General features: G+C 68.5%; 21 protein-coding genes. 11 read left to right on the forward strand and 10 right to left on the reverse strand.

All coding sequences use genetic code 11. The features are described 5' to 3' along the window. Both ASC98_RS31610 and ASC98_RS10685 read left to right on the forward strand, forming a co-directional pair. The coding region (locus tag ASC98_RS31610) for a hypothetical protein (RefSeq protein ID WP_235581223.1) at positions 1–352 on the forward strand (352 nt) is incomplete at its 5' end. Between the two features lie 130 nt (positions 353–482). Continuing rightward, positions 483–1274: a hypothetical protein gene (locus ASC98_RS10685; RefSeq protein WP_056809277.1), complete on the forward strand. Its 792-nt coding sequence runs from the start codon at positions 483–485 to the stop codon at positions 1272–1274. Between the two features lie 189 nt (positions 1275–1463). Here ASC98_RS10685 and ASC98_RS10690 read toward each other — a convergent pair whose 3' ends face one another. Together ASC98_RS10690 and ASC98_RS10695 are read right to left on the reverse strand one after the other, a co-directional pair. Beyond that, positions 1464–1757 (reverse strand): hypothetical protein, encoded by a 294-nt coding sequence (locus tag ASC98_RS10690; RefSeq protein ID WP_200953055.1) that lies wholly within the window; start codon positions 1755–1757, stop codon positions 1464–1466. 293 nt (positions 1758–2050) lie between these two features. After that, the gene (locus tag ASC98_RS10695) at positions 2051–2944 is read right to left on the reverse strand and encodes an alpha/beta fold hydrolase (RefSeq protein WP_056809280.1); all 894 of its coding nucleotides are present in this window, start codon (positions 2942–2944) and stop codon (positions 2051–2053) included. Positions 2945–3112: 168 nt separating this feature from the next. On the opposite strand from ASC98_RS10695, the gene truD reads away from it, so the two are divergent. Beyond that, positions 3113–4126, forward strand: coding sequence for a tRNA pseudouridine(13) synthase TruD (truD, locus tag ASC98_RS10700; protein WP_056809282.1), 1014 nt, complete (start codon positions 3113–3115; stop codon positions 4124–4126). 23 nt (positions 4127–4149) lie between these two features. Here truD and ASC98_RS10705 read toward each other — a convergent pair whose 3' ends face one another. The 5 genes from ASC98_RS10705 to ASC98_RS10725 form a co-directional block, all read right to left on the reverse strand. Beyond that, complete coding sequence (locus ASC98_RS10705) at positions 4150–6996, reverse strand: ATP-binding protein (RefSeq protein WP_157598038.1); 2847 nt, start codon at positions 6994–6996, stop codon at positions 4150–4152. Positions 6997–7034: 38 nt separating this feature from the next. Then, positions 7035–8192, reverse strand: coding sequence for a substrate-binding domain-containing protein (locus ASC98_RS10710; protein ID WP_157598039.1), 1158 nt, complete (start codon positions 8190–8192; stop codon positions 7035–7037). A gap of 164 nt (positions 8193–8356) precedes the next feature. Beyond that, positions 8357–8785, reverse strand: coding sequence for a GNAT family acetyltransferase (locus tag ASC98_RS10715; RefSeq protein WP_056809286.1), 429 nt, complete (start codon positions 8783–8785; stop codon positions 8357–8359). Positions 8786–8787: 2 nt separating this feature from the next. After that, complete coding sequence (alaS, locus tag ASC98_RS10720) at positions 8788–11397, reverse strand: alanine--tRNA ligase (protein ID WP_056809289.1); 2610 nt, start codon at positions 11395–11397, stop codon at positions 8788–8790. Positions 11398–11798: 401 nt separating this feature from the next. After that, entirely contained in the window at positions 11799–13211 is a 1413-nt protein-coding gene (locus ASC98_RS10725; RefSeq protein WP_056809292.1) for a PLP-dependent aminotransferase family protein, read from the reverse strand. 183 nt (positions 13212–13394) lie between these two features. On the opposite strand from ASC98_RS10725, the gene gabT reads away from it, so the two are divergent. Genes gabT through ASC98_RS10760 form a run of 7 tightly spaced genes read left to right on the forward strand, consistent with a single transcriptional unit; the run spans position 13395 to position 21411 of the window. Beyond that, complete coding sequence (gene gabT, locus ASC98_RS10730) at positions 13395–14687, forward strand: 4-aminobutyrate--2-oxoglutarate transaminase (RefSeq protein WP_056809295.1); 1293 nt, start codon at positions 13395–13397, stop codon at positions 14685–14687. An 11-nt stretch (positions 14688–14698) separates the two neighbouring features. Beyond that, positions 14699–15862 carry an ABC transporter ATP-binding protein gene (locus ASC98_RS10735; protein ID WP_082542044.1) on the forward strand — a complete coding sequence of 388 codons (1164 nt, stop codon included), beginning with the start codon at positions 14699–14701 and terminating at the stop codon, positions 15860–15862. A 38-nt stretch (positions 15863–15900) separates the two neighbouring features. Then, positions 15901–16926 carry an ABC transporter substrate-binding protein gene (locus tag ASC98_RS10740; RefSeq protein WP_056819930.1) on the forward strand — a complete coding sequence of 342 codons (1026 nt, stop codon included), beginning with the start codon at positions 15901–15903 and terminating at the stop codon, positions 16924–16926. After that, a complete protein-coding gene (locus tag ASC98_RS10745) occupies positions 16923–18146 on the forward strand; it encodes an ABC transporter permease (protein WP_369821162.1) in 1224 nt (407 codons plus the stop codon). Before ASC98_RS10740 ends, ASC98_RS10745 begins: the two co-directional genes overlap by 4 nt. Continuing rightward, positions 18143–18964, forward strand: coding sequence for an ABC transporter permease (locus ASC98_RS10750; protein WP_056809303.1), 822 nt, complete (start codon positions 18143–18145; stop codon positions 18962–18964). The genes ASC98_RS10745 and ASC98_RS10750 overlap by 4 nt, the downstream gene beginning before the upstream one ends. Continuing rightward, on the forward strand, positions 18961–19911 hold the full coding sequence (speB, locus tag ASC98_RS10755; RefSeq protein ID WP_056809382.1) for an agmatinase: 951 nt from the start codon (positions 18961–18963) through the stop codon (positions 19909–19911). Before ASC98_RS10750 ends, speB begins: the two co-directional genes overlap by 4 nt. Before the next feature lie 21 nt (positions 19912–19932). After that, positions 19933–21411: an NAD-dependent succinate-semialdehyde dehydrogenase gene (locus ASC98_RS10760; protein WP_056809305.1), complete on the forward strand. Its 1479-nt coding sequence runs from the start codon at positions 19933–19935 to the stop codon at positions 21409–21411. A 21-nt stretch (positions 21412–21432) separates the two neighbouring features. Here the strand turns inward: ASC98_RS10760 and ASC98_RS10765 are convergent, their stop codons facing one another. Continuing rightward, positions 21433–22788 carry a diguanylate cyclase domain-containing protein gene (locus ASC98_RS10765; protein ID WP_056809307.1) on the reverse strand — a complete coding sequence of 452 codons (1356 nt, stop codon included), beginning with the start codon at positions 22786–22788 and terminating at the stop codon, positions 21433–21435. 243 nt (positions 22789–23031) lie between these two features. Between ASC98_RS10765 and ASC98_RS10770 the strand changes: the two genes are divergently transcribed. After that, positions 23032–24159, forward strand: a complete 1128-nt coding sequence (locus ASC98_RS10770) for a 3-deoxy-7-phosphoheptulonate synthase (RefSeq protein WP_056809310.1) — start codon at positions 23032–23034, stop codon at positions 24157–24159. A gap of 41 nt (positions 24160–24200) precedes the next feature. Here ASC98_RS10770 and ASC98_RS10775 read toward each other — a convergent pair whose 3' ends face one another. Both ASC98_RS10775 and ASC98_RS10780 read right to left on the reverse strand, forming a co-directional pair. Then, positions 24201–24683: an N-acetyltransferase family protein gene (locus ASC98_RS10775; RefSeq protein ID WP_369820461.1), complete on the reverse strand. Its 483-nt coding sequence runs from the start codon at positions 24681–24683 to the stop codon at positions 24201–24203. After that, entirely contained in the window at positions 24680–25141 is a 462-nt protein-coding gene (locus ASC98_RS10780) for a hypothetical protein (protein ID WP_056809312.1), read from the reverse strand. Before ASC98_RS10780 ends, ASC98_RS10775 begins: the two co-directional genes overlap by 4 nt. Positions 25142–25161 lie beyond the last annotated feature (20 nt).

The raw sequence follows: 25161 nt of genomic DNA on the forward strand, positions 1-25161 counted from the left end.
CAGCACCGCCGTCCTCGCAGCGATCGCCTCGTTCTTCGTCTTCGTCTTGCTTGGCATACATGCTCCTGGTCGTCATGCTATGCCTCGCACACAAAATTACCAGCACCGCCGTCCTCGCAGCGATCGCCTCGTTCTTCGTCTTCGTCTTGCTTGGCATACATGCTCCTGGTCGTCATGCTATGCCTCGCACACAAAATTACTGACAGGCTCTGCCGTCTTGTTGGTGCTGATCATGGCAGCAGGCCTCGTCGTCTACTTTTCCTTCGTCTTCGGTCGCACAGCGAAGATCAAGCTGGAAATCAGCAAAACAAAACAGCAGATCGAGATAGCTTCAGGCGATCAGGCCAAGTAGCCTCATGCTTGGCAACCCGAGCTATGCCGTGCGACAACATCTCGCGGTCAGCGTGCCGGCCAGCTTGCGCGAGTGACGCATAGGCCACAGGATGCAACAAGGAGTTGAATGGGGCCTGTGGATCGCAGGCATGGGCCTGCTAGTCGCCGCTGCCAAGTTTCTCGACGACTATCACATCAAAGCTGACACGAAGACGAAAACCAGAGATGCGCTCGTGCGCGCGTTCATTTTTCTTGACCGCCCGACAGTCCTCAACGTTCCTGCGGTCGCCTATCACTTCGTCGCGCTCCGATTGAGCCGACGCTTCGGTCCATTCGGATGGATACTCTTTTGGATCGGCTGCTACATCGCGGTTGTTGCTACGTTTTACCTTGGGCGGCGCGTACTGGAGCCGAATTGGGACTATCCGATTCCTCGCTACGCCATAACGTGGATCGATAGCGCCTACTGGGCTTGCTTCATGCTCTTCGCAGTAGGAACAGCCAGCGCAAGTTACTTTCTCGTCGTTTTTCTTACGAGACGGTGGAACAAATCCACGTCGCTGCTCGGACAAGGGTCGTTCATGCTTCTTGCGGTCGCACTCCTTCTGACTGCTGCTGCGACCACTCTCATTGGGTTCCTCGTGTTTGGCGCTCTAAACCCCGACTCCGGCCTGCCGGTCGTGGGAGGTTCAGGCGCAGCGCTCGGAAATCCGATCTTCCTTTTGATCCTTACCGTGCTGTGTCTCTGGCATTTGGTCTTCCTAAGCGCGGCGATGATTGCGCTAACGTTGTTTCGCGCCACATATTTACTTGCCCACAAGTCCATCTCCTCTGTAATCGATGCTGCCTCAGATCCAAAGATCTCTCCCTTTCAGTACCTTGCGACGATGCTCGCCCTTTTGGGGCTTGCTTTCAAAGTCGTCGAAGAGCTTCTGAAGTAAACGACAACCCGCCTTTTGCACGCAGTTATTTCCTGTCGAGCGTAATTCATTCATGGGCGGTCATTTCCATCCGCTACGGCTAGTGCAGACAACAATCGCCACTTCCACGTCCCCGTTTGGTTGGCGACCCGGAAGCTGCCCTTGACGAGTGTCTGCTGGTGGCCGAACGCGTCTGTTGCAGGCTGCGCACTATCTGGTTGCTTCGATGGCTGAAGCGAGTGCAGCACCAACTATGCGGCGGGTCTTGTACTCGTCGACAAAGTAGTTGATTCGATTCGCCAGGTGCTGCATAGAGAGCCAGCCCAGTCCGTGGTAGTCGAGAATCTCCCCATCGTTCAGCTTGATGAGGCACTCATAGCTCACCAAGGACGACTCGCAGGCAACAAGTATGTGGAGGCTGCCGTTCACGTCACGCAGCAAGTGCCACCGGCTGTCGTCGGTGTGATAGTCGGCTTTGGGCGGTTCGACAACTTTCACGTTCAACAGACTACCTGAAAGCGGTCACCCGCGAGAGACCGCAACTGGCCGTCCTGGACCGCTGGGCCCAGGCAAAGGAGCGGTCGCTCAGTGATGGTCATTCGCCGCCGTCGCGCTTGAGGCTCTGAGGGACTGGAAACAGATGCAAACCGTCCGTTGACCTTCGGCGCTCGAGCAGCCTCGCCGATCATTTGCCGACAATCGAGCACGCCGTCAATGTCGCCCGAACCTGCCATTCAGGTCGCTGCCTACGCGGGAGCGATTGTGTACTCGTCGTCGCCCGCTGCCACCGGCGTCGATCAGCCATGCGCGAAGAATCGGGCCAGTTCCTCGGCGGTCTGCCCTGGCCGTTCCTCCGGGAAGAAGTGCCCGCCCTGTACAGGGTGACCGCGGACGTCGTCGCACCACTGGCGCCAGAGTGCCAGCGGTCCTCCTTCGTCTTCGTACCAACTGCCGAGGCCGCCTTCGGCGCTCCACAGCGCAAGCACGGGGCAGGCGATTCGTCGACCTGCTGCCAAATCGGCTCGATCGTGTTCGCGGTCGATCGTGGCAGCGGCTCGATACTCTTCGCAGATGGCATGTGCATGGTCGGGGTTCGCGAGCGACTCAACATAGGCCGTACGCACGTTTGCAGGGAAGGTATTTCCCGGCGTGCCCCATTGGGTCAATGCGTTCTCAACGACGGCTGCCGCGGCCGCTTCAAGAATGCGCTCCGGCAATGGCGCCGGCTGCGCGAGCAACGACCAAGGCCAGAATGCCATGGCGAGTCGAGCATCTGCTCTGCTCCACGCAGTTTCGGTTGGTAGAACGTCGAGCACGGCGAGCATTTCTACATGTAGGACATGGTCCAGCGCCATCCGGTATGCGACACGGCCTCCGCGGTCGTGCCCTGCTACGGAGAATCGCCGAAATCCCAGCCGCTCCATGACGGTCACCATGTCCTGCGCCATGACACGCTTCGAATACGGCAAATGATCGGGGGACGAGACCGGGCATCCGCTGTCGCCATAGCCGCGAAGGTCGGGGCAAACCACCGTGAACCTCTCCTCGATAAACGGCAGCACGCTGCGCCACATGAGGCGCGTCTGCGGGAAGCCATGCAAGAGGAGAAGTGGTGGGCCGGAGCCTGACGCTTGCCCGGAGATGCTGGCCTCGCCGGTGGCGATCTGGAAGGTGTTCTGGACGGATCCCATGAGGCTTCCTGCTCCCGCGCCATGCGACAAGGCTGCGGTTATACCGGAAGCCAAGGTCCCGGACCGGGTTGATGAATCGCCCCGGATATCGAGGCATGCGGGCAGCGAGAGAATCACGGCCTGGACAGCCCGTCCCTTTCCCATACAGCTGGTCCCATCCGACTGCTCATGACCGACGCTCCCTACACGACCTTGCCGCAGTGGCCCAACGCTTATGCGCCCAGCGGCGCCAGCGCCACCCTGAAACTCCGCAACGAGGATTTCATCGTGACCGAACTGCCGCTGCAGCTGCCCTCCGGTGAGGGCGAGCACATCTGGCTGGACATCGAAAAGAACGGTGCCAACACCGCTTTCGTCGCCCAGCAGCTGGCCGAGGCCGCCGGCGTGCAGGAAAGGGACGTGGGCTATGCCGGCCTCAAGGACCGCCACGCCATCACCCGTCAATGGTTCAGCATCTACCTGCCGAAGGGCGAGACGCCCGACCTGGCCCGGCTTCAGCATCCGGAATTCAAGGTGCTGGGTCAGAGCCGCCACGTGAAAAAACTGCGCCCCGGTGATCTGAAGGGCAACCGATTCCGCATCGTGCTGCGTGACGTGACCGGCGACCGCGACGCCGTCGAGGCCAATCTGAAGGCTGTTGCATCACATGGCGCGCCCAACTACTTCGGCGCTCAACGTTTCGGCCACGACGGCGGCAACGTCGAGCAAGGCAGGGCCATGCTGGCGCGTGAAATCCGCGTGCGCAACCCGAAGAAGAAGGGCATCTACCTGTCGGCGGTGCGCTCCTTCGTCTTCAACGAAGTGCTGGCGCTGCGCATTCAGCAGGGACTCTGGGGCAAGACGCTGCCCGGTGACGTGATGGATGAGGCGGGCCGGCCCACCGGACCGCTCTGGGGACGGGGCCGCGTGATCGCCACCGATCAAGCGCAGGCCCTCGAAAATGGAGTGGCCGAACGCCACGCCACCTTGTGCGATGGCATGGAACACGCCGGCCTGGATCAGGAGCGCCGCGCCCTGGTGGCGAGCCCGGGGGACATGTCATGGGAATGGCCGCAAGCGGATCAACTGGTGCTCACGTTCTCTTTGCTCGCCGGGAATTACGCCACGTCCGTTCTGAACGAAATCCTCCGCACCACGGAGCCTGACCGGCACACGGAGAGCGAGCCTGCGGCGGTCGAATGACGGTGTCCCTCAACGGGGGTGATTCAGCCCGAACGAGGATCTGATCGCGGCGCGAGGCTTTCCTTCACCAGCGTCGCCAGCGCCCGCACCTGGTACTCGTTCGCGAGGCGCCGCACCCGGTCGGCGAACGGCCGGTAGCGCGCCTCGGCCTGCGCCAGGCGCTCGGCCTCGTCGCAGATCGCCGCCATGTTGCCGGCCAGCGTCAACCGGTGCAGTTCCTGCAGTTCATCGGCGGCCGGAATCGACTCCGGCGCCAACGGCTCGCCTTCCGCCGGCGCCGCCGCCGCATCGCCCTCCCCGTCGCGGTAGAGCCAGGTCAGGTCGAGCAGCTCGCCCATCTGCCGCAGCAGGCTCTCGCGGCGCACCGGCTTGGCCTCGAAGCCGTTGCCGCCGGACGCGACCCACTTCTGCCGGTCCTCGGCCGTCACGCTGGCCGAGATCGCGATGATCGGCACCTCTTTCAGGCTCGCGTCCGCGCGGATGAGCCGGGTGGCCTGCAGCCCGTCCATCACCGGCATCATCATGTCCATCAGGATCAGGTCCGGCCTCTTGGCCTGCGCCCGCGCGATCGCCGTCTGGCCGTTGTCCGCCTCGTCGATCTGGAAGCCGAGCAGCCGCAGCAGCCAGGCCAGCATCTCGCGGTTCTCGGCAATGTCGTCGACGATCAGCACGCTGCGCGGCGCGCCGGCATAGCCGATCGCGGTGCGCTCGACGCGCGCGGTGCCGGCCACCGTCTGCGGCACCTGCACCGCCAGCTCGAACCAGAACACGCTGCCCTCCTCGGGCACGCTGCGCACCAGGATGTCGCCGCCCATCATGCGCACCAGCTGCCGGCTGATCGACAGGCCCAGCCCGCTGCCGGCCACCCGGCGCGCCGCGTCATGCACCTGCGCGAACGGCTGGAACAGCCGCTGCAACTGCCCGGCGTCCATGCCGATGCCGGAATCGCAGACCTCGAAGCGCAGCCGGGCCCGGTCGTCTTCCACGCCGAGCAGGTGGACGATCAGCTGCACCTGTCCGTGATCGCTGAACTTGACGGCGTTGCCCAGCAGGTTCAGCAGCACCTGGCGCAGCCGCCGCTCGTCGATCTCCATCGCATCGGGCAGCTCGCCGTGGATCTCCAGCGCGAATTCCAGGTTCTTCTGCCGCGCCTTGATGCGGATCAGGTCGCCGATCATCCCGAAGAAGCTGGCCGGGTGGACCGGCGCCGTCACCAGGTCGAGCCGGCCGGCCTCGATCTTCGCGATGTCGAGGATGTCGTTGATCAGCATCAGCAGGTGCTCGCCGCTGCTCTGGATGGTCTTCAGCCCCGCCGCCTGCTGCTCGTCGAGCGTGTTGTCCAGCCGCAGGATCTGCGTGTAGCCGAGGATGCCGTTCAATGGCGTGCGCAGCTCGTGGCTCATGTTCGCAAGGAACGTGGTCTGCGCGCGCTGCGCCGCGATGGCCGCGTCGCGTGCCGCGGTGAGCTGCTGCTCGGCGGCGCGGCGCAGCGTCGCGTCGCGCACTACCAGCACGCGCAGCGCGCCCTCGCCGTCGGCCCCCTCCTGCACCGACATCCGGCTCACCGACACCTCGACCGGGAAACGCCGCTCGCCGTGCTGCCCCATCGCGCTGCGGGGCAAGGCCTGCTCCACGTCGAGCGGCGGGTCCAGGTCCGACAGCAGATCGCCGACCACCAGCCCGGCCGGCTGCGGTGCCGCCCGGCCGAACATGCGCTCGCCGGCCGGGTTGAGCTGCAGCACGCGCTCGCCGCGCACGACCAGGATGCCGTCGGCCGTGTGGTCGATGATGGCCGCGAGCCGCTGCTGCTCGATCTCGAGCGACGCCCGCGTCTGCGCCAGCTGCCGCCGGTCCTCGAGGAAGCGCTCGACCGCGCGCGCCATGCCGCCGATCTCGTCCTCGCCCTGCACCGGCACCGTCACCGGCCCGGTCATGCGCCCGTTCCCCGCCAGCGCCTGCGGGTGGTCGCTGCGCAGGTGCTGGCTCACCTCCTGCAGCCGGCCGATCACATGGTGGCCGAGGAAGACCCGCGCCACTGCGACCGCCGCCAGCACGCTGCCGATGAACAGCGCGAAGATCCAGCGCTGGTGGCGCTCGGATGCCTCGACCACCTGCTGCACCGCCTCGCGGTACGCGGTGGCCGACGCGGTCGACCAGGTGCCGGCCGCCGCCCCCATGGCCTGCGACTGCCGCCTGATCTCGTCGCGCAGCCCGGTGATCACCCGCTGCTGGCCGATCAGCTTGTCGCGCATCGCGAACAGCTCGCGCACGTCGGCCGCCAACCCCGGCTGCCGCGCCGCCGGGCCCATCAGCGCCGGCAACCGTGCGTTCAACGCCTCCAGCTCGTCGGGCCGGGTCGCGCCGCGCAGCTGGTACAGCAGCGCCAGCAGCGGCAACCGGTCGGGCGGGGCCGGCGCCTCGGGCCGGCCGAAGCGTTCTTCCATCAGCGCCCGCCAGCGCAGCTCGGTGTTCAGCGAATCCTCGCGCAGCTGCGTCGCGACGTTGGCCGAGTTGCGCAGCAGCTGGCTGGCCTGGTGCAGGTCGAGCACCACCAAGTCGCCATTGGTGGTGCTGATCTGCGTCACGATCGCATCGAAGTTGCGCAGGTGCGCTTCCATGCGCTCGAAGCTGCCGTGCAGCGCGATGCCGGTGTCGGCATGGATCAGCTGCGACGCATCGAGCGCGATGGTCGCGGTTTCGGCCACCAGGTCCTGCGCCAGCCGCACGCGCAGCAGGCGCTCCTCGGCCAGCTGCCGCGACGCGACGGCCACCTCGCGCACGGCGTACAGCGCAAAGATGCCGCCGGCCCCGAAGATCAGCGCCAGGCCGGCCAGCGCGAGCGCGAACTGCCGCCGAAGCGAGTGAGGCAACAGTTGGCGCCGCTTCACGGAGCAACCGTCCCGCGGGGTCAGCGTTTCCAGATCCGCTTGTAGGCGTCGCGGTAACCGTTGTCGGGGTCGTACAGCATGCGCGAGCCGCCTTCGCAGGCGATGTTCTCCGAGGTGACCAGGCGCGGCGGCGCGACGAAACCGCTGGTCGGCTGGTGCGCGAACAGCCGGTTCAGCTCGTCGACCGTCTGCCAGCCTTGCTGGTTCAGCGGATCGGCGGCAGTCGCGGTCTGGAACGACTTGGCCGCGATGCGCAGGAAGGCCGACGAGCTGCCGTCGCCGCCGGAGATCAGCCGCACGCCGGCGCCGGGCTGCTGCGCGGTGATCAGCGCCGGCACCATGTAGTCGAAGTAGATGTCGTTGACGGCCAGCGCATGCGTCAGGCGCTTGCCGTAGCGCTGCAGCAGCTGGGCGGTGACGGCGGCCATGCGCGAGCCGGTTTCTTCCATGCCGACGTCCAGCATCTCGAGCACCTGGCACTCCTTGCAGGCGCGCACCACCTCGGCCATCGCATGCGCCTTGGTCATCGCCATGCCGAGCTTGGAGTCGGTGAAGATCACCACGCCGGCCCGCCCGCCGGCGTCGATGATCGCCTTCGAGGCCGCCATGCGCGCGACCAGCAGCGGATCGCTGGTCACGTTGGTGCGCACCGGCGTGCCGGCGATCGGGCCGGGCCACGGGTTCGCATGCCAGCTGACCAGCACGATGCCGCGCCGCTCGAACGGCGTCAGGTCGTAGGGGCCGTAGCCCTTGGTCGACGAGCCTTCGAGCGTCAAACCGCCCATCAATGCGATGCCGTCGGGGTGGAAGGCCATCACCTCCTGCATGACCTTGTCGCGGTTGGCGACGATGCCGCCGAGGTCGAACACCTTGACGTTCCAGCCGATCGCAGCGGCCGCCTCGCGCAGGCCCAGCGAAGCCGCCAGCACGCCGCCGTTGCGCAGGTCCTCGATCACCATCGCGATGGACTTGCCGGGCTGCGCCGGCGGGCCGGCATCGACGCGGGGCTCGTCGCCGCAGCGCACCGCCGACGCGACCACCTGCTGCGCCTCGGCCAGCGGTGCTGCGGCCCGGGCTTTGCCGGCGAAGGGCGGTGTCGCGAGCGCCGCGGCGGCCACCATCGTCAGCATCAGGGCGCGCACGCTGGCGCGGACTTCGATCAGCGTTCGAATCCTCATGAGACACCTCCTGTCAAGGCAGTCCACCCCGGATCGCCGGCGCCGCGAGATATCGCCGCGCGTTCGACAAGTCGCTTATCGGCTCTCGGCAGACCCCGCACAAGAGGGTCTGTCCGAGGGTCAAAATGTCAGGGGGTGCCGGCCGGTGGTGGCCGCAGGCGCGCTCAGTCGTCGCGCTCGAGCCGCTTGCCCATGCTCATCACGTCGTCTTCGGAGAAGCCGAGGCTCTCGTAGAACGCGATCACCGCGGTGTTGCCGCGACGGATCTGCAGGTTGATCTTCGGGCAGCCGCGCTCGCGCAGCCGCAGCTCCGCCCAGTCGACCAGCGCGCGGCCGAGGCCGCCGCGCTGCAGCTGGGGCGCGACGGCGAGGTAGTTGATCCAGCCGCGGTGGCCGTCGTAGCCGGCCATCACGCTGCCGACCACGTCACCGTCGCACTCGGCCACCGCGAACAGCTCGGGCTGCTCGGCGAACTTGCGCGCGATGTCTTTCGACGGGTCGTTCCACGGCCGGGTCAGGCCGCAGGCCTGCCACAGCGCGATCACGGCCGGTTCGTCCTCGCGCCGGCACGGCCGGATCCGCCAACCCGGCATGTTCAGAGCTTGCCCGCCACCCAGCCCTGCACCGAGGCCAGCGCCTGCGGCAGCTGCGATGCATCGGTGCCGCCGGCCATCGCGATGTCGGCCTTGCCGCCGCCCTTGCCGCCGACCTGCTGCGCGACGAAGTTGACCAGCTCGCCGGCCTTGACCTTGCCGGTGCTGTCGGCGGTGACGCCGGCCGCCAGCTGCACCTTGTCGCCGTCGACCGCAGCCAGCACGATGACCGCCGTCTTCAGCTTGTCCTTCAGCTTGTCGAGCGTCTCGCGCAGCGTCTTCGCATCGGCACCTTCGAGGCGCGCGGCCAGCACCTTCAGCCCCTTCACGTCGATCGCCTGGCCGACCAGCTCATCGCCCTGCGACGAGGCCAGCCTGCCCTTCACGGCGCCCAGCTCCTTTTCGAGCGCGCGCACCTGGTCGAGCACCTGGGCCAGCCGCTGCGGTACCTCGGTCGGTGCGGCCTTCAGCGTGGCGGCGAGCTGGTGCACCGTGCCTTCGAGCGTCTGCAGGTAGCTGAGCGCATTGGCGCCGGTCACCGCCTCGATGCGGCGCACGCCGGCGGCCACGCCGCTCTCGCCGACCACCTTGAACAGGCCGATGTCGCCGGTGCGGTGCACGTGCGTGCCGCCACACAGCTCGCGGCTGCTGCCGATGTCGAGCACGCGCACGGTCTCGCCGTACTTCTCGCCGAACAGCATCATCGCGCCGGTCTTCTGCGCCGACTCGATGTCCATCACGCGCGCCTGCGTGGCCGCGTTGGCCAGGATCTCGTCGTTGACGCGACGCTCGATCTCGGCGATCTGCTGCGGCGTGACCGGCGCGTTGTGCGCGAAATCGAAGCGGGTCTTGTCGGCATCGACCAGCGAGCCCTTCTGCTGCACGTGCGTGCCCAGCACCTCGCGCAGCGCCTTGTGCATCAGGTGGGTGGCGCTGTGGTTGCGCACGGTGGCGGCGCGCAGCTTGCCGTCGACGCGCGCGGTGACGGTGTCGCCGACCGACAGCTTGCCCTGGCTCATCACGCCGTGGTGGCCGAACACGTCGGCCTTGATTTTCTGGGTGTCCTGCACGCCGAACAGCGCGCCCTCGGCACTCAGCGAGCCCTGGTCGCCGACCTGGCCGCCGCTCTCGGCGTAGAACGGCGTGACGCTGAGCACGACGATGCCGGTCTGGCCTTCGAGCAGTTGCTGCACCGGGCTGCCTTCCTGGTAGAGCGCAGCGACGATCGCCTTCTCTTCGAGGTGCTCGTAGCCGGTGAATTCGTGACCGGCGCCGGTGTACTCGACCGCGCGCGCCATCTTGAACTTGCCCGCCGCACGGCCGGCCGCCTTCTGCTGCTCCATCGCCGCGCCGAAACCGACCTCGTCGACCTCGACGTTGCGCTCGCGGCAGACGTCCTGCGTCAGGTCGAGCGGGAAGCCGTAGGTGTCGTGCAGCTTGAACGCAACGTCGCCGGGCAGCGTCTTCTGGCCGCCGGCCAGGGCGGCGTCGAGGATTTCCATGCCGTTGGCCAGCGTCTCGAAGAAGCGGACCTCCTCGGCCTTCAGCGTGTCGGTGATGTGCTGCTGGTCGGCGGCGAGCTTCGGGTAGGCCGCGCCCATCTCGTTGACCAGGTCGGCCACCAGCTTGTGGAAGAACGGCTTCTTCTGGCCGAGCTTGTAGCCGTGGCGGATGCCGCGGCGGATGATGCGGCGCTGCACGTAGCCGCGGCCCTCGTTGCTCGGGATCACGCCGTCGCTGACCAGGAAGGCGGTCGCGCGGATGTGGTCGGCGATCACGCGCAGGCTCTTGTTCGACAGGTCTTTTTCACCGGTCTCGCGCGACGCGGCGCGGATCAGGCGGTCGAACAGGTCGATCTCGTAGTTGCTGTGCACATGCTGCAGGATGGCCGCCAGGCGCTCCAGCCCCATGCCGGTGTCGACGCAGGGCGCGGGCAGCTTCTTGATGCTGCCGTCAGGCTGCATGTCGAACTGCATGAACACGTTGTTCCAGATCTCGATGTAGCGGTCGCCATCGGCATCGGGCGAGCCGGGCGGGCCGCCGGCGATGCCGGGACCGTGGTCGTAGAAGATCTCCGAGCACGGGCCGCAGGGGCCGGTGTCGGCCATCATCCAGAAGTTGTCGGAGGCGTACTTCGCGCCCTTGTTGTCGCCGATGCGCACCACGCGCTCGGGCGGCAGGCCGATCACCTTGGTCCAGATGTCGTAGGCCTCGTCGTCGTCGATGTAGACGGTGGCCCAGAGCTTGTCGGCCGGCAGCTTGTAGACCTTGGTCAGCAGTTCCCAGGCCAAGGTCAGCGCGTCGTGCTTGAAGTAGTCACCGAAGCTCCAGTTGCCCAGCATCTCGAAGAAGGTGTGGTGGCGCGCGGTGTAGCCGACGTTCTCAAGGTCGTTGTGCTTGCCGCCGGCCCGCAGGCAGGCCTGGACGGACGCGGCGCGCACGTAGGGGCGCTTGTCGCTGCCGAGGAACACGTCCTTGAACTGCACCATGCCCGAGTTGGTGAACATCAGCGTCGGGTCGTTGGCGGGCACCAGCGGGCTCGAGGCGACGATGGTGTGGCCCTTCGATTCGAAGAACTTCAGGAAGGTGTCGCGGATCTCGGAGGCTTTCATCCGGTTCTTTCTCGGTTGGCTGGGGCTGGCTCGGGGAACCGGCGATTATAGGAAAGGGGGCGTCGGTCGGGCGTTGGTGCGGAAAGGCGCGTGGGGGGAGGCTGTGGCGCGCCGTCGGGGGCGGTCTTCGCCCCTCTCGGGGCGAAGACTTCCCTGCGCTGGCTGGCTTCATGGCCCGTCGCCGAAACTCCCGCCACTCACTTCGTTCGTTGTGGTCAAACAGTCGGCGACAGTCAGATTACGAAGCGTGCTGCGCACGCGGGCCATGAAGCCAGCCAGCTCCGGCGCCCCCTCCTTATTGGCGTTCCACAGCCTCCCCCCACGCGCCTTTGTGCCACCGCCCTGACTTGGGGAGGTGACAAGCGAACAAGTGGGGGTTGATCCCCGGGTTGTCACCCGGGCTACGCGGCTTCCTGCAGCCGGATCTGCGCCGCGAGGAAACGATACAGGCGCTCGTCGTCGCTGAAGGCCACGTTGAAGCGCAGCCAGCCGGTCGGCCGCTGCTCGACCAGGAACAGCTGGCCCGGCCCGAGCATGATGCCGTCGCCCACCGCCTGCTGCGACAGCTCCGCGCCGTCGGGCAGGTCGGGATGGCGTGCCCACAGGTACATGCCCGCCTTCGGCTCGCCGAACAGTTCGAACCCCAGACCGGTGAGCCGCTGCGCGACCCGGCCGTGCGCGTCGGCCAGCCGGTCGCGCACCGACTTCAGGTGCTTGCGCCAGCGCCCTTCGGTCAGCGCGCCGAAGGCCAGCCGCTCGGTGATGTCAGACGAGGTCAGGCCGGACACCATCTTCAGCTGCGCCAGGTCGTCCAGCAGGTCGGGCCGCGCGACGACGTAGCCGACCCGGATGTTCGGCGAGATCGTCTTCGAGAAACTGCCGACGTAGACCACGCGGCGCAGCTGGTCGAGGCTGGCGAGCGACGGCCGCAGTTCCGGGTCCATGTCGGCGCAGATGTCGTTCTCGACCAGGGTCAGGTCGTTCGCCTCGGCCAGCTGCAGCAGCCGGTAGGCCTGCGCCAGCGGCGTCACCGAGCCGGTCGGGCTTTGCAGCCGCGGCTGCGTGAAGAAGACCTTCGGCCGGTGCTCGGCCAGCAGCGCCTCCAGCGCCGGCAGGTCGTAGCCGGCCGGCGTGCGCGGCACGCCGATCAGCCGCGCCCCCAGGAAGCGCAGCATGAACATCAGGTTGGGGTACCCAGGATCGTCCACCAGCACCGGATCGCCCGGCTTCAACAGGCGGCGCGCCACCAGGTCGAGCGCCTGGCTGGAACCCTGGGTCAGCAGCACCTGCTCGGCGCCGACCGCGATCTGGTGCTCGGCCAGCGATTCGGCCACCAGGATGCGCAGCGCCATGTGGCCGTGCGGCAGCCCGTAGCCGCCCAGTTCGGCGCCATCGGCCGCCATCTGGCGCAGGCTGCGCCGCACGCCTTCCTCGAACAGCCAGTCGTGCGGCAGCCAGCCGCAGCCGGGCTTCAGCGGCAGGTTGCGGTTCTCGAAGATCTGCTTCAGGTACCACTGCGCGTTGAAGCGCAGGTCGGCCACCGGCCTGGGCACCGGGACCGCCGCCGGTGCGTCGGTGGCGCGGCGCTTGACGAAGAAGCCGGCGTTGGCCCGCGTGGACAGCCAGCCCTGCGCCACCAGCCGGTCGTAGGCCTCGACCACGGTGAACACGCTGACGCCGTGCGACGCCGCGAAGGCCCGGATCGACGGCAGCTTGGCACCGGGCTTCAGCGACTGGTCCGCAATCATGCGGCGGAAGCCGTCGACGATCTGGCCGACCAGCGGCATCGGGGAGTTCGGATTCAGCGTGAACATCGGTGTCAACAGGCCCCAGGCGTTACTACTTCATCGTGCGCGGCGCACCGACTAGGGGCTTGCATGTACAGGCACCCGGCCCTGCACAGTACACCGAATCGCCGCACCGTCTGTACATGGCGGCGCGCGTTCGCGATGCCTACAGTCCGCCGATCGCATTTTCCGCCACCCCGAGGGACTGCCATGCAACGCGAAGCCCACCTGACCAATGCCGCCCTGATGGCCCGCCGCCACGCCGCGATCGCCCGCGGCGTCGGGCAGGCGCACCCCATCTTCGTCAGCCGCGGCCGCAATGCCGAGGTCTGGGACGTCGAAGGCCGGCGCTACATCGACTTCGCCGGCGGCATCGCGGTGCTGAACACCGGCCACGGCCACCCGGAGGTGATCGCCGCCGTCAAGGCGCAGCTCGACCAGTACACGCACACCTGCTTCCAGGTGCTGGCCTACGAGCCCTACGTCGAGCTGGCCGAGCGGCTGAACGCGCTCGCCCCCGGTGCGTTCGAGAAGAAATCGCTGTTCCTGACCACCGGCGCCGAGGCGGTCGAGAACGCCGTCAAGATCGCGCGCTCGTTCACCCGCCGCCCGGGCGTCATCGCCTTCACCGGCGGCTACCACGGCCGCACCATGCTGACGCTCGGCCTGACCGGCAAGGTCGCGCCCTACAAGACCGGCTTCGGGCCGTTCCCGGGCGAGACCTTCCACGCGCTGTTCCCGAATGCGCTGCACGGCATCAGCGTCGACGACGCGCTGCAATCGATCGAGACGATCTTCAAGAACGACATCGAGCCCGAGCGGGTGGCCGCCTTCATCGTCGAGCCGGTGCAGGGCGAAGGCGGCTTCCACGTCGCCCCCCACGATTTCATCACCCGGCTGAAGGCGCTGGCCGAGCGCCACGGCATCCTGCTGATCGCCGACGAGGTGCAGACCGGCGCCGGCCGCACCGGCACCTGGTTCGCGAGCGAGCAGTGGCCGGTGGCACCCGACCTGATCACCACCGCCAAGTCGATGGCCGGCGGCTTCCCGATCGCCGGCGTGGTCGGCCGCGCCGACGTGATGGACGCACCCGGCCCTGGCGGCCTGGGCGGCACCTATGCCGGCTCGCCCATCGGATGCGCCGCGGCGCTGGCAGTGCTGAAGGTGTTCGACGACGAGCAGCTGCTGCAGCGCAGCCGGCGGCTGGGCGAGCGGCTGACGGCCGGCCTCACGCGCATCGCGCAGCAGGTGCCGCAGGTGCGCGACGTGCGCGGGCTGGGGGCGATGGTGGCGATCGAGCTCTTCGACGACGGCGACCTCGCGAAGCCGGCCGCCGAGCTGACCCGCCGGGTGGTCGCCGAGGCGGCCCGGCGCGGGCTCATACTGCTGTCCTGCGGCACCCATGGCAACGTGATCCGCGTGCTGGTGCCGCTGACGGCCGAGGACGCGCTGGTCGACGAAGGCCTGCAGCTGCTGGCCGACAGTTTCGCCGCTTTGCGTTGAACGAGGTGCGCATGCCCGTGTTGTCCGAGCCCTCCCCCGCCCCGGCATCCCGGCCGGCGGCCGCCGTGCAGGGCGCGCCGGCCGAGCCGCTGGTGCGCTTTCGCGGCGTGCAGAAGACGTACGACGGCAGCCACCTGGTGGTGCGCCAGCTCGACCTGGACATCCGCCGCGGCGAGTTCCTGACGCTGCTCGGGCCGTCCGGCTCGGGCAAGACGACGACGCTGATGATGCTGGCCGGCTTCGAGTCGCCGACCGCCGGCGACATCCTGCTGGACGGCAAGCCGATCACGCGCACGCCGCCGCACAAGCGGCACTTCGGCATGGTGTTCCAGAACTACGCGCTGTTCCCGCACCTGACGGTCGGGCAGAACGTGGCCTATCCGCTGACGGTGCGCGGGCTGTCGCGCGACGAGCAGGCGCGCCGGGTCGCGAAGGCGCTGGACATGGTGCGGCTGAACGGCCTGGCCGACCGCGCCCCGGCGCAGCTCTCGGGCGGCCAGCAGCAGCGCGTCGCGCTGGCGCGGGCGCTGGTGTTCGAACCGCAGCTGGTGCTGATGGACGAGCCGCTGGGCGCGCTCGACAAGCAGCTGCGCGAGCACATGCAGATCGAGCTGAAGGAACTGCACCGCCAGCTCGGCATCACCTTCGTCTACGTGACCCACGACCAGGGCGAGGCGCTGACGATGAGCGACCGCGTGGCCGTCTTCAACGACGGCGAGGTGCAGATGCTGGCACCGGTCGAGGCCATGTACGAGGCGCCCGCGAACCGCTTCGTGGCCGGCTTCATCGGCGACAGCACCGTGGTCCGGGGCACCGTGCGGGCGGCCCCCGTCGACGCCGGCGGCGACCGCTGCGGCATGGTGCTGACCGACGGACGGGTGCTGACCGGCGTCAACGTCAACGACGCAGCGGTCGGCGCCGCGGTCGAGGCCTGCATCCGCCCGGAGCGCATCCTGCTGCACACGGCCGCACCGGCCGAGCGCGGCAACCTGCTGCAGGCGCGCATCGCCAGCGTCATCTACTACGGCGACCACTTGCGGCTGCTGTGCACGCTCGGCGAGGGCCAGGCCGCGGCGACGGTGAAGCTGCCGCTGTCCGGCGGCACGGCGCCGCAGGCCGGCGACGCCGCCTGGCTGGAGCTGCCGCCCGAGCACACCCGGATCTACACCGCCTGATTCCCTTCCCACCTCCCCACCCCCAGAGGACCCACGTCATGAAGAAGAGCATCCTGAGCATCGCGCTGGCCACCAGCCTGGCGCTGCCCGCCTTCGCGCAGCAGATCACCGTCGTCAACTTCGGCCGCGCGAACGCGAATGCGCAGAAGAAGGCCTACTACGAGCCCTTCGAGAAGACCGGCACCAAGGTCGTGCCGGTCGAATACAACGGCGAGCAGGCCAAGATCAAGGCCATGGTCGAGACGAAGAAGGTGAGCTGGGACGTGGTCGAGGTCGAATCGCCCGACGTGGCGCGCGGCTGCGACGAGGGGCTGTTCGAGAAGCTCGACTACAGCAAGCTGGGCGGCAAGGCCGACCTGCTGCCGGCGGCCGTCAGCGAGTGCGGCATCGGCATCTTCGTCTGGTCCACGGTGATGGCCTACAACGGCGACAAGCTGAAGGGCACGCCCACCAGCTGGGCCGATTTCTGGGACCTGAAGAAATTCCCGGGCAAGCGCGGCATGCGCAAGGGGGCGCGCTACAACCTCGAGTTCGCGCTGATGGCCGACGGCGTCAAGTCGGCCGACGTGTACAAGGTGCTGGCCACCAAGGACGGCGCCGAGCGTGCCTTCAAGAAGCTGACCGAGCTGAAGCCGAGCATCCAGTGGTGGGAAGCCGGCGCGCAGCCGCCGCAGTTCCTGGTGGCCGGCGACGTGGCGCTGACGACGGTCTACAACGGCCGCATCGACGCCGCCAACCGCGAAGGCAAGAACCTGAAGATCACCTGGACCGGCGGCATCTACGACCTGGACTACTGGGTGGTCCCGAAGGGCACGCCGAACAAGGACGCGGCGATGAAGTTCATCGCCTTCGCGAGCACGCCGCAGGCGCAGGCCGAGTACGCGAAGAACATCGCCTACGGCCCGACCAACACCAAGGCCCTCGCGCAGCTGGATGCCAAGGTGCTGGGCAACCTGCCGACTGCGCCGGCGAACTCGAAGGACGCGCTGCAGTTCAACCTGAAGTTCTGGGCCGACCAGGGCGAGGAACTGGAGAAGCGCTTCGCCTCGTGGGCGGCCCAGTGACGACCAGCGCGCTGGGACGGCAACTGGCGCGCGCCGACCGGCGGCGCAAGCTGCGGGCGTTCTCGCTCACCCTGCCGCTGCTGGCGTTCCTGGTGCTGACCTTCCTGGTGCCGATCGCCGCGCTGCTCAAGCGCGCGGTCGAGAACCCGGAGGTCGCGACCGCCCTGCCGCGCACCGTGGCGGCCCTGGCCGGCTGGGACCGCCAGGGCGTGCCGGCCCCCGAAGCCTTCGCCGCGCTGCTGGCCGACCTCGGCAGCCTGCCCGACAGCGCCGACGCCGGGGCCGTGGCCCGGCGGCTGAACACCGACGCCGCCGGCGCCCGCTCGCTGCTGATGGGCACCTACCGCGCCCTGCCGCTGGACGGTGCGACCGATGCCGCCGCGGCCCGGGCCCGCCTGCTCGCGCTGGACGAACGCTGGGCCGAGCCGCGCTACTGGCAGGCGATCGCGAAGAACGGCTCGCGCTGGACGCCCGACTACCTGCTGGCCGCCGTCGACCTGCGCCGCGACGCCGCCGGCCAGGTCGAGCGCGTGCCCGAGGACCAGCGCGCCTTCGCCCGCATCCTGGGCCGCACCTTCGCGATCAGCGCCGTCGTCACGCTGTGCTGCCTGCTGCTGGGCTATCCGCTCGCCTGGTGGCTGTCGACGCTGCCGGCGCGCCGCGCCAACGTGCTGATGATCCTGGTGCTGGTGCCGTTCTGGACCTCGATCCTGGTGCGCGTGGCCGCCTGGATCGTGCTGCTGCAGTCGCAGGGCCTGGTGAACCGCAGCCTGATGGGCCTGGGCCTGGTCGACGAGCCGCTGCCGCTGCTGTTCAATCGCCTGGGCGTCGTCATCGCGATGACCCACATCCTGCTGCCCTTCATGATCCTGCCGCTGTACAGCGTGATGAAGAGCGTACCCGCCACCTATGTGCGCGCCGCGGTGTCGCTGGGCAGCCCGCCGCTGGCCGCCTTCTTCCGCGTCTACGTGCCGCAGACCTTCCCCGGCGTCGGCGCCGGCGCGCTGCTGGTGTTCATCCTGTCGATCGGCTACTACGTGACGCCGGCCCTGCTGGGCGGTGCCGACGACCAGATGCTGAGCTACTACATCGCCCAGTACACCAACGTGAACATCAACTGGGGCATGGCCTGCGGGCTGGGGGCTTTGCTGCTGTCGGCAACGCTGGTTCTGTATGCCGTGTACCGTCGCATCGTCAAATCGGAATTGAGCCTGGGATGAAGCTCGCCCTGCCTGTGTTCCCCGCCTACGCCACGCCGCTCGACAAGGCCGGCTGGTGGGCCGTGCGCCTCGCCTGCGTCGGCGTGCTGGCCTTCCTGCTGTTGCCGATCCTGGTGATCATGCCGCTGTCGTTCAGCGACAGCTCCTTCCTCGCCTATCCGATCCCCGGCTGGTCGCTGAAGTGGTACCAGAACCTGTTCACCTCGCCCGAATGGGCACGCGCCGCGAAGAACAGCTTCATCGTCGCGCCGGCCGCGACGCTGATCGCCACCGTGCTGGGCACGCTGGCGGCGGTCGGCCTCGCACGCACCGACTTCCCGTTCAAGGGCCTGCTGATGAGCCTGCTGATCGCGCCGATGGTGGTGCCGATCGTCGTGGTCGGCGTCAGCACCTACCTGTTCTTCGCCAACGCCGGGCTGGCCGACAGCTACACCGCGCTGATCATCGTGCATGCCGCGCTCGGCGCGCCCTTCGTGCTGACCACCGTGCTGGCCACGCTGCAGGGCTTCAACAACAACCTGGTGCGCGCCAGCCTGAGCCTGGGCGAGAGCCCGCTGCGCACCTTCTTCCGCATCACGCTGCCGGTGATCGCGCCGGGCGTGATCTCCGGGGCCCTGTTCGCCTTCGCGACCTCGTTCGACGAGGTCGTGGTGACGCTGTTCCTCGCCGGCCCGGAACAGGTGACGCTGCCACGCCAGATGTTCACCGGCATCCGCGAGAACATCACGCCGACGATCGCCGCGGTGGCGACGCTGCTGATCCTCTTCACCACCGGCCTGCTGCTCGCGCTGGAGTGGCTGCGGGGGCGCAAGCGATGAAGGACCTGAACCAGCCGCTGGGCGGCAACGCGATGCCGCGCTTCGCCGGTCTCGCGACGATGATGCGGCTGCCGGCGGCCGGCTCGGCCCAGGGCCTGGACGCGGCCTTCATCGGCGTGCCGCTGGACATCGGCACCTCGAACCGCGCCGGCGCCCGCTTCGGGCCGCGGCAGATCCGCGCCGAATCGGCCCTGCTGCGGCCGTACAACATGGCGACCGGGGCCGCGCCCTTCGATGCGCTGCAGGTGGCCGACCTCGGCGACGTGCCGGTCAACACCTACTCGCTGGACAAATCCCTGCCGCTGATCACCGCGTTCTACGACGAGGTGCTGGCCGCCGGCTGCAAGCCGCTGACGCTGGGCGGCGACCACACCATCGCGCTGCCGATCCTGCGCGCGGTCGCGCGCCGGCACGGACCGGTCGCGCTGGTGCACGTCGACGCGCATGCCGACGTCAACGACGAGATGTTCGGCGAGCGCGTCGCCCACGGCACGCCGTTCCGCCGGGCGGTGGAAGAAGGCCTGCTGCAATGCGACAAGGTCTGGCAGATCGGCCTGCGCGGCACCGGCTATGCGGCCGACGATTTCGACTGGCCGCGCGCCCAGGGCTTCACCGTCGTGCAGGCGCACGAGGTCTGGTACCGCTCGCTCGCGCCGTTGATGGCCGAGGTGCGCGAACGCATCGGGCCGGCACAGCCGGTCTACATCAGCTTCGACATCGACGGCATCGACCCGTCGTTTGCCGGCGGCACCGGCACGCCCGAGGTCGGCGGCCTGAGCGTGCCGCAGGCGCTGGAGATCATCCGCGGCTGCCACGGGCTGAACGTGATCGGCGGCGACTTGGTCGAAGTCGCGCCACCGTACGACCCGTCCGGCAACACCGCATTGCTGGGCGCCAACCTCTTGTATGAAATGCTGTGCGTGCTGCCCGGTGTGCCGCGCCGTTGAACCGATGAAGGGACTGAGACGATGGACATGAAGACTTCTCCGCTGTCGACATTGAAGGACCCGGGCCTGCTGAAGACCGACGCGCTGATCGGCGGCGAATGGGTCGCCGGCAAGGCTCGCTTCGACGTCAACGACCCGGCCACCAGCCGGAAGCTGGTTGACGTGGCCAACCTCGGCGCCGCCGAGACGCAGGCCGCGGTGGCCGCCGCGAACCAGGCCTGGCCGGCCTGGCGCGGCAAGACTGCCAAGGAGCGCGCGGCGATCCTGATGAAGTGGTACCACCTGCTGATGGCGAATGCCGACGACCTGGCGCGCATCATGACCGCCGAGCAGGGCAAGCCGCTGGCCGAGGCGAAGGGCGAGGTCGGCTACGGCGCGAGCTTCATCGAATGGTTCGCCGAGGAATCGCGCCGCGTCTATGGCGAGACCGTGCCGACCACCGACAACGGCAAGCGCTACCTGGTGATCAAGCAGCCGGTCGGCGTGTGCGCGGCGATCACGCCGTGGAATTTCCCGATCGCGATGATCACGCGCAAGGTCGCGCCGGCGCTGGCCGCCGGCTGCCCGGTGGTGATCAAGCCGGCCGAGCAGACGCCGCTGTCGGCGCTGGCGGTGGCCGAGCTGGCGCAGCGCGCCGGCATGCCGCCGGGCGTGCTGAACGTCGTGACCGCCGATGGCGACAACTCGATCGCGGTGGGCAAGGTGCTGTGCGAGAGCGACCTGGTGCGCCACCTGTCGTTCACCGGCTCGACCGAGGTCGGCCGCATCCTGATGAAGCAGTGCGCACCCACCATCAAGAAGCTGTCGCTGGAGCTCGGCGGCAATGCGCCGTTCATCGTGTTCGACGACGCCGACCTCGACAGCGCGGTCGAAGGGGCGCTGGCCAGCAAGTACCGCAATGCCGGCCAGACCTGCGTCTGCGCGAACCGGCTGATCGTGCAGGACGGTGTGTACGACGCGTTCGTCGCGAAGCTGGCCGAGAAGACGAAGACGATCAAGGTCGGCAACGGCTTCGAGGCTGGCGTGACGCAAGGGCCGATGATCGACGACGCGGCGATCGAGAAGATCGAGCGGCATGTGGCCGATGCGACCGCGAAGGGCGCGACGCTGGTGACCGGCGGGCACCGCTTCGGCACCCGCTTCTTCGAGCCGACGGTGCTGTCGAACGCGACCTCCGAGATGCTGTGCGCGCGCGAGGAGACCTTCGGCCCGGTGGCGCCGGTGTTCCGCTTCACCACCGAGGCCGAGGCGATCGCGATGGCCAACGACACCGAGTTCGGGCTGGCCAGCTACTTCTACAGCCGCGACATCGGCCGCATCTTCCGCGTCGGCGAGGCGCTGGAGTACGGCATGGTCGGCATCAACACCGGGCTGATCTCGACCGCCGAAGTGCCGTTCGGCGGCGTGAAGCAGTCGGGGCTCGGGCGCGAGGGCTCGCACCACGGCATCGACGACTACGTCGAGGTGAAGTACCTGTGCCTGGGGGACATCCAGAAATAGGGCTGTCCAGAAATAGGGCCCTCAGTCGTTCGCCGCGCCCTGCGGCCCGTAGGCCCCCGCCAGCGCCGCGGCGGCCGCATGCCGCAGCAGGTCGTCGGGCTGCTGGCCGTCCTGCGGGAACTGTGCGACGCCGACATGCGCCTTCACGCCCACCGTGATGCCGGCCACGTTGAACGGATCGCGCAGCACGCGCACCAGCTTGTCGACGACGCGCTGCGCATCGGCCGGCGATTCGGTGGACGGCAGCAGCACCGCGAACACGTCGGTGCCGAGCGATGCCACCACGTCGCTGGCACGCACCCCGCCGCGCAGCCGCACCGCGACCTTGCGGCGCACCACGTTGGCCGACTCCAGCCCGTGCGCGGCCTCGATGGCCTGGAAGCCGTCCATGCGGAACACCAGCAGGCTGACCGGCGCCGGTTCGCGCTCGCGCAGCGCCAGCACCTGGCTCAGGTGCTCGATCAGCTGGATGCGGTTCGGCAGGCCGGTCGTCAGGTCGGTCGCATAGGCCTTGCGCGCCTCGCGCTCGCTGGCCTTGCGCGCGGCAGCCAGCCGCAGGCGCTGCGCGAGCGAGCCGAGGTCGGCGTGGAACACGATGTCCTGCACGCCCGCCTCGACCAGGCGATGCGCCTGCTCGTCGGCCAGCGCGGGCGCCAGCACCACCAGCGCCGCGTCGGCCGCGGCCACCGCGAGCGCCGGCCAGCCGAGCACCACGTCGGCCGCATCGGCGCCGAGCGTGAGCACGATCACCTCGGAATGGGCCTCGCGGACCTCCTGGCAGTCGAGGCCGCTGGCCGTGCGGACATCGAAACCGCCCCCCAGCCGGCTTTGCAGCACGGCGGACCCGATGTCGGCATCGGACGGCTGGGCGTCGATCCACAGCACGCGGCAAAGGGCTTGGTTCATCGAGCGTCGCCTCCGGACTTCGTTGAGCCGCAGTTTAGCGAGCGAGATCGCTTTCGTGCGAGTGGCCGCGGGCGCGCCGCGCTGGTGGGATGCGCGCGCCGCGGCCATCGCGGTCGCCTGCGCCGCCACGCTGTCGAGCAGCGCCAGAACCTGCACATCGTCGCCCGTCTCGAGCAGGTGGTCGACCCAGACGGTGAGGTGGCCGAGATCGGCGCTGATGTGCAGCGGACCGCCGCCGGCCGCGTCGCCGAGCACCACATCGGCCGGCGACATCGCGAGCAGGCTGTCGTCGTGCTCGGTGACCTCGCCCGGCAGCGCGGCGGCGATGGTCAGCAGGCCGTCCTCGCTGACCTCGATGAACATGCGGATGTCGCCTTCCAGCATGAACTCGCTGATCCGGCATTCGCCGGTCGCGGGGCGGTCCAGCCCCAGTTGCGCCAGCAAGCCCCTGCCAGCGATTTCGTCGTCCATGCCATCCACCACGGGGTTCCCTTCATCGCCGCCGTCGATGGCAGCCAAGCAGGGTACGCAGCAAACGCGGCCGGTTCGGGACCGGACGGATGGACTGCGACGCGCAGGAACGGGGTGGATGCGTGAAGCAATGCCAGGCGCAGCGCCCGCCGCCGGGGAAACGCCCGGCACAAGACATTTCATGAAAAGATCGCCAGAATCCCGCCGCCCTGCCGGCGCATCGACATCGGAACCCTCGAACGAATGAACACCGCACTTGCCCGAAACGACGAACCCTCGATCTTCGATGTCACGCGCACCGACGACACCCGCATCGGCGCCGTGCGTGCCCTGATCAGCCCGGCGTTGCTGCTGGAAGAGCAGCCGGCCCCGGACCGGGCGCTGGAGGTGGTGGCGCGCGCGCGGCAGGAGATCGGCGACGTGCTGCACGGCCGCGACGACCGGCTGCTGGTGGTGGTGGGCCCGTGCTCCATCCACGACCATGACCAGGCGATGGACTATGCCCGGCGGCTGTCGGCCGTGCGCGATGAACTGCGCGGCGACCTGCTCGTCGTCATGCGCGTCTACTTCGAGAAGCCGCGCACCACGGTCGGCTGGAAGGGCTACATCAACGACCCGCGCCTGGACGGCAGCTTCCACATGAACGAGGGCCTGCGCCTCGCCCGCCAATTGCTGCTGGACGTGAACGGCCTGGGCCTGCCGGCGGGCACCGAGTTCCTGGACCTGCTGTCCCCGCAATACATCTCGGACCTGATCGCCTGGGGCGCCATTGGCGCGCGCACCACCGAGAGCCAGAGCCACCGCCAGCTCGCGTCGGGGCTGTCGTGCCCGGTCGGCTTCAAGAACGGAACCGACGGCGGGATCAAGGTCGCGAGCGACGCCGTGCTGGCCGCGCGCTCGGCACACGCGTTCATGGGCATGACCAAGATGGGCATGGCGGCGATCTTCGAGACGCGCGGCAACGAGGATTGCCACGTCATCCTGCGCGGTGGCAAGGTCCCGAACTACGACGCGGCCTCCGTCAACGCGGCCTGCGAAGGCCTCGCGGCCTCGGGGTTGCGCGAGCAGGTCATGATCGACTTCTCGCACGCCAACTCCAGCAAGAAGTACGAGCGCCAGATCGACGTCGGCCGCGACGTGGCCGGCCAGATCGCCGGCGGCGATGCGCGGATCACCGGCGTGATGATCGAAAGCCACCTGCAGCCGGGCCGGCAGGACCTGCTGGAGGGCCAGACCAAGGCCGACCTCCGACCGGGCGTGTCGATCACCGATGCCTGCCTGGGCTGGACGCAGACGGAACCCCTGCTGCGCGAACTGGCCGCCGCAGTCCGCACCCGCCGGGAGCTGCCGCACCGGCCCGCCACGAACTGAACGGCCCGTCCATCGGGCGCCGGCAGGCCCGCGCAGCGGGCTCAGCCTGCAGCGTAGGCGTGGCGGACGTAATGGTTGTCGAACTCGCTCCGCTCGACCAGGACGAACCCGTGGCGCTGGTAGAACCGGTTCGACGCACTCTCTCGCAGCGCACCGACGTGAACCGGCTGGCCCGCGAGATCGGCTTCGGCGAACACCTGGGCCAGCACGGCCGCCCCGATGCCCAGGCCTTGATGCCGCGGGCTGACGTACAGGTGATCCAGCAGCAGGCCATGCACCTGCGGCTTGACGACGAAGAAGCCGGCCGTCTCGCCGCGCAGCAGGATGCGACGGGTGTGCCTCGGCGAGAACCCGGCCAGGAACCTGTCCCTCGCCCGCGCCGGGTCGAAGCGGCCGATTCGTTCGAGGCTTTCCCGCATCGCGTCGACCCGCAGTGAAGCCAGTGCCTGCGCATCGGCCTCGGTGGCTTCGCGGAACCTGATGTCCGCCATCGACCGGCGCGGTGTCGTCGCGCCGCCGTTCACGGGTGGCTCCTCTGCAGGATGCCGAACTCGACGGCGATCTCGCTCAGTGCAACGAACCCGGGGCTCGCCCCTGCGTCGTCCCGCGATGGCAGGTGAGCCAGGGCATGCGACAGCGCGAGCTCCCATTCGCCACGCGCCGACAGCGACCGGCAGGTGCGAAGAACGTCAGGCTTCAGCTGCGCCTGCACGGACTCGAGCGCGAGGGCCAGGCGCTGCTGCGGGTCGTAGTCGGGCCCCTCTGCAAAGCGGGCGACGACGCCGATGGCAGCCAGCGCGACGATCAGCGATCGTGCCGACGCCGCCGAAGGCAGCGACACCTCGGGGTACTGCCGTTCCAGCATGGCATCGGTGACCTTCCTGGCTTCCGCGAGGCCGAGGCCGCCATGCGCCTGGAGCACCGCGGTGCAACGGCCCGACGTTGCGCTCTTCTCGGCATGAAGCAATTCGACGATGTGCATGTTCCCAACGCTGCGACCAG

It is taken from the genome of Rhizobacter sp. Root1238 (genome assembly GCF_001425825.1).
Classification (GTDB): Bacteria; Pseudomonadota; Gammaproteobacteria; order Burkholderiales; family Burkholderiaceae_C; genus Rhizobacter.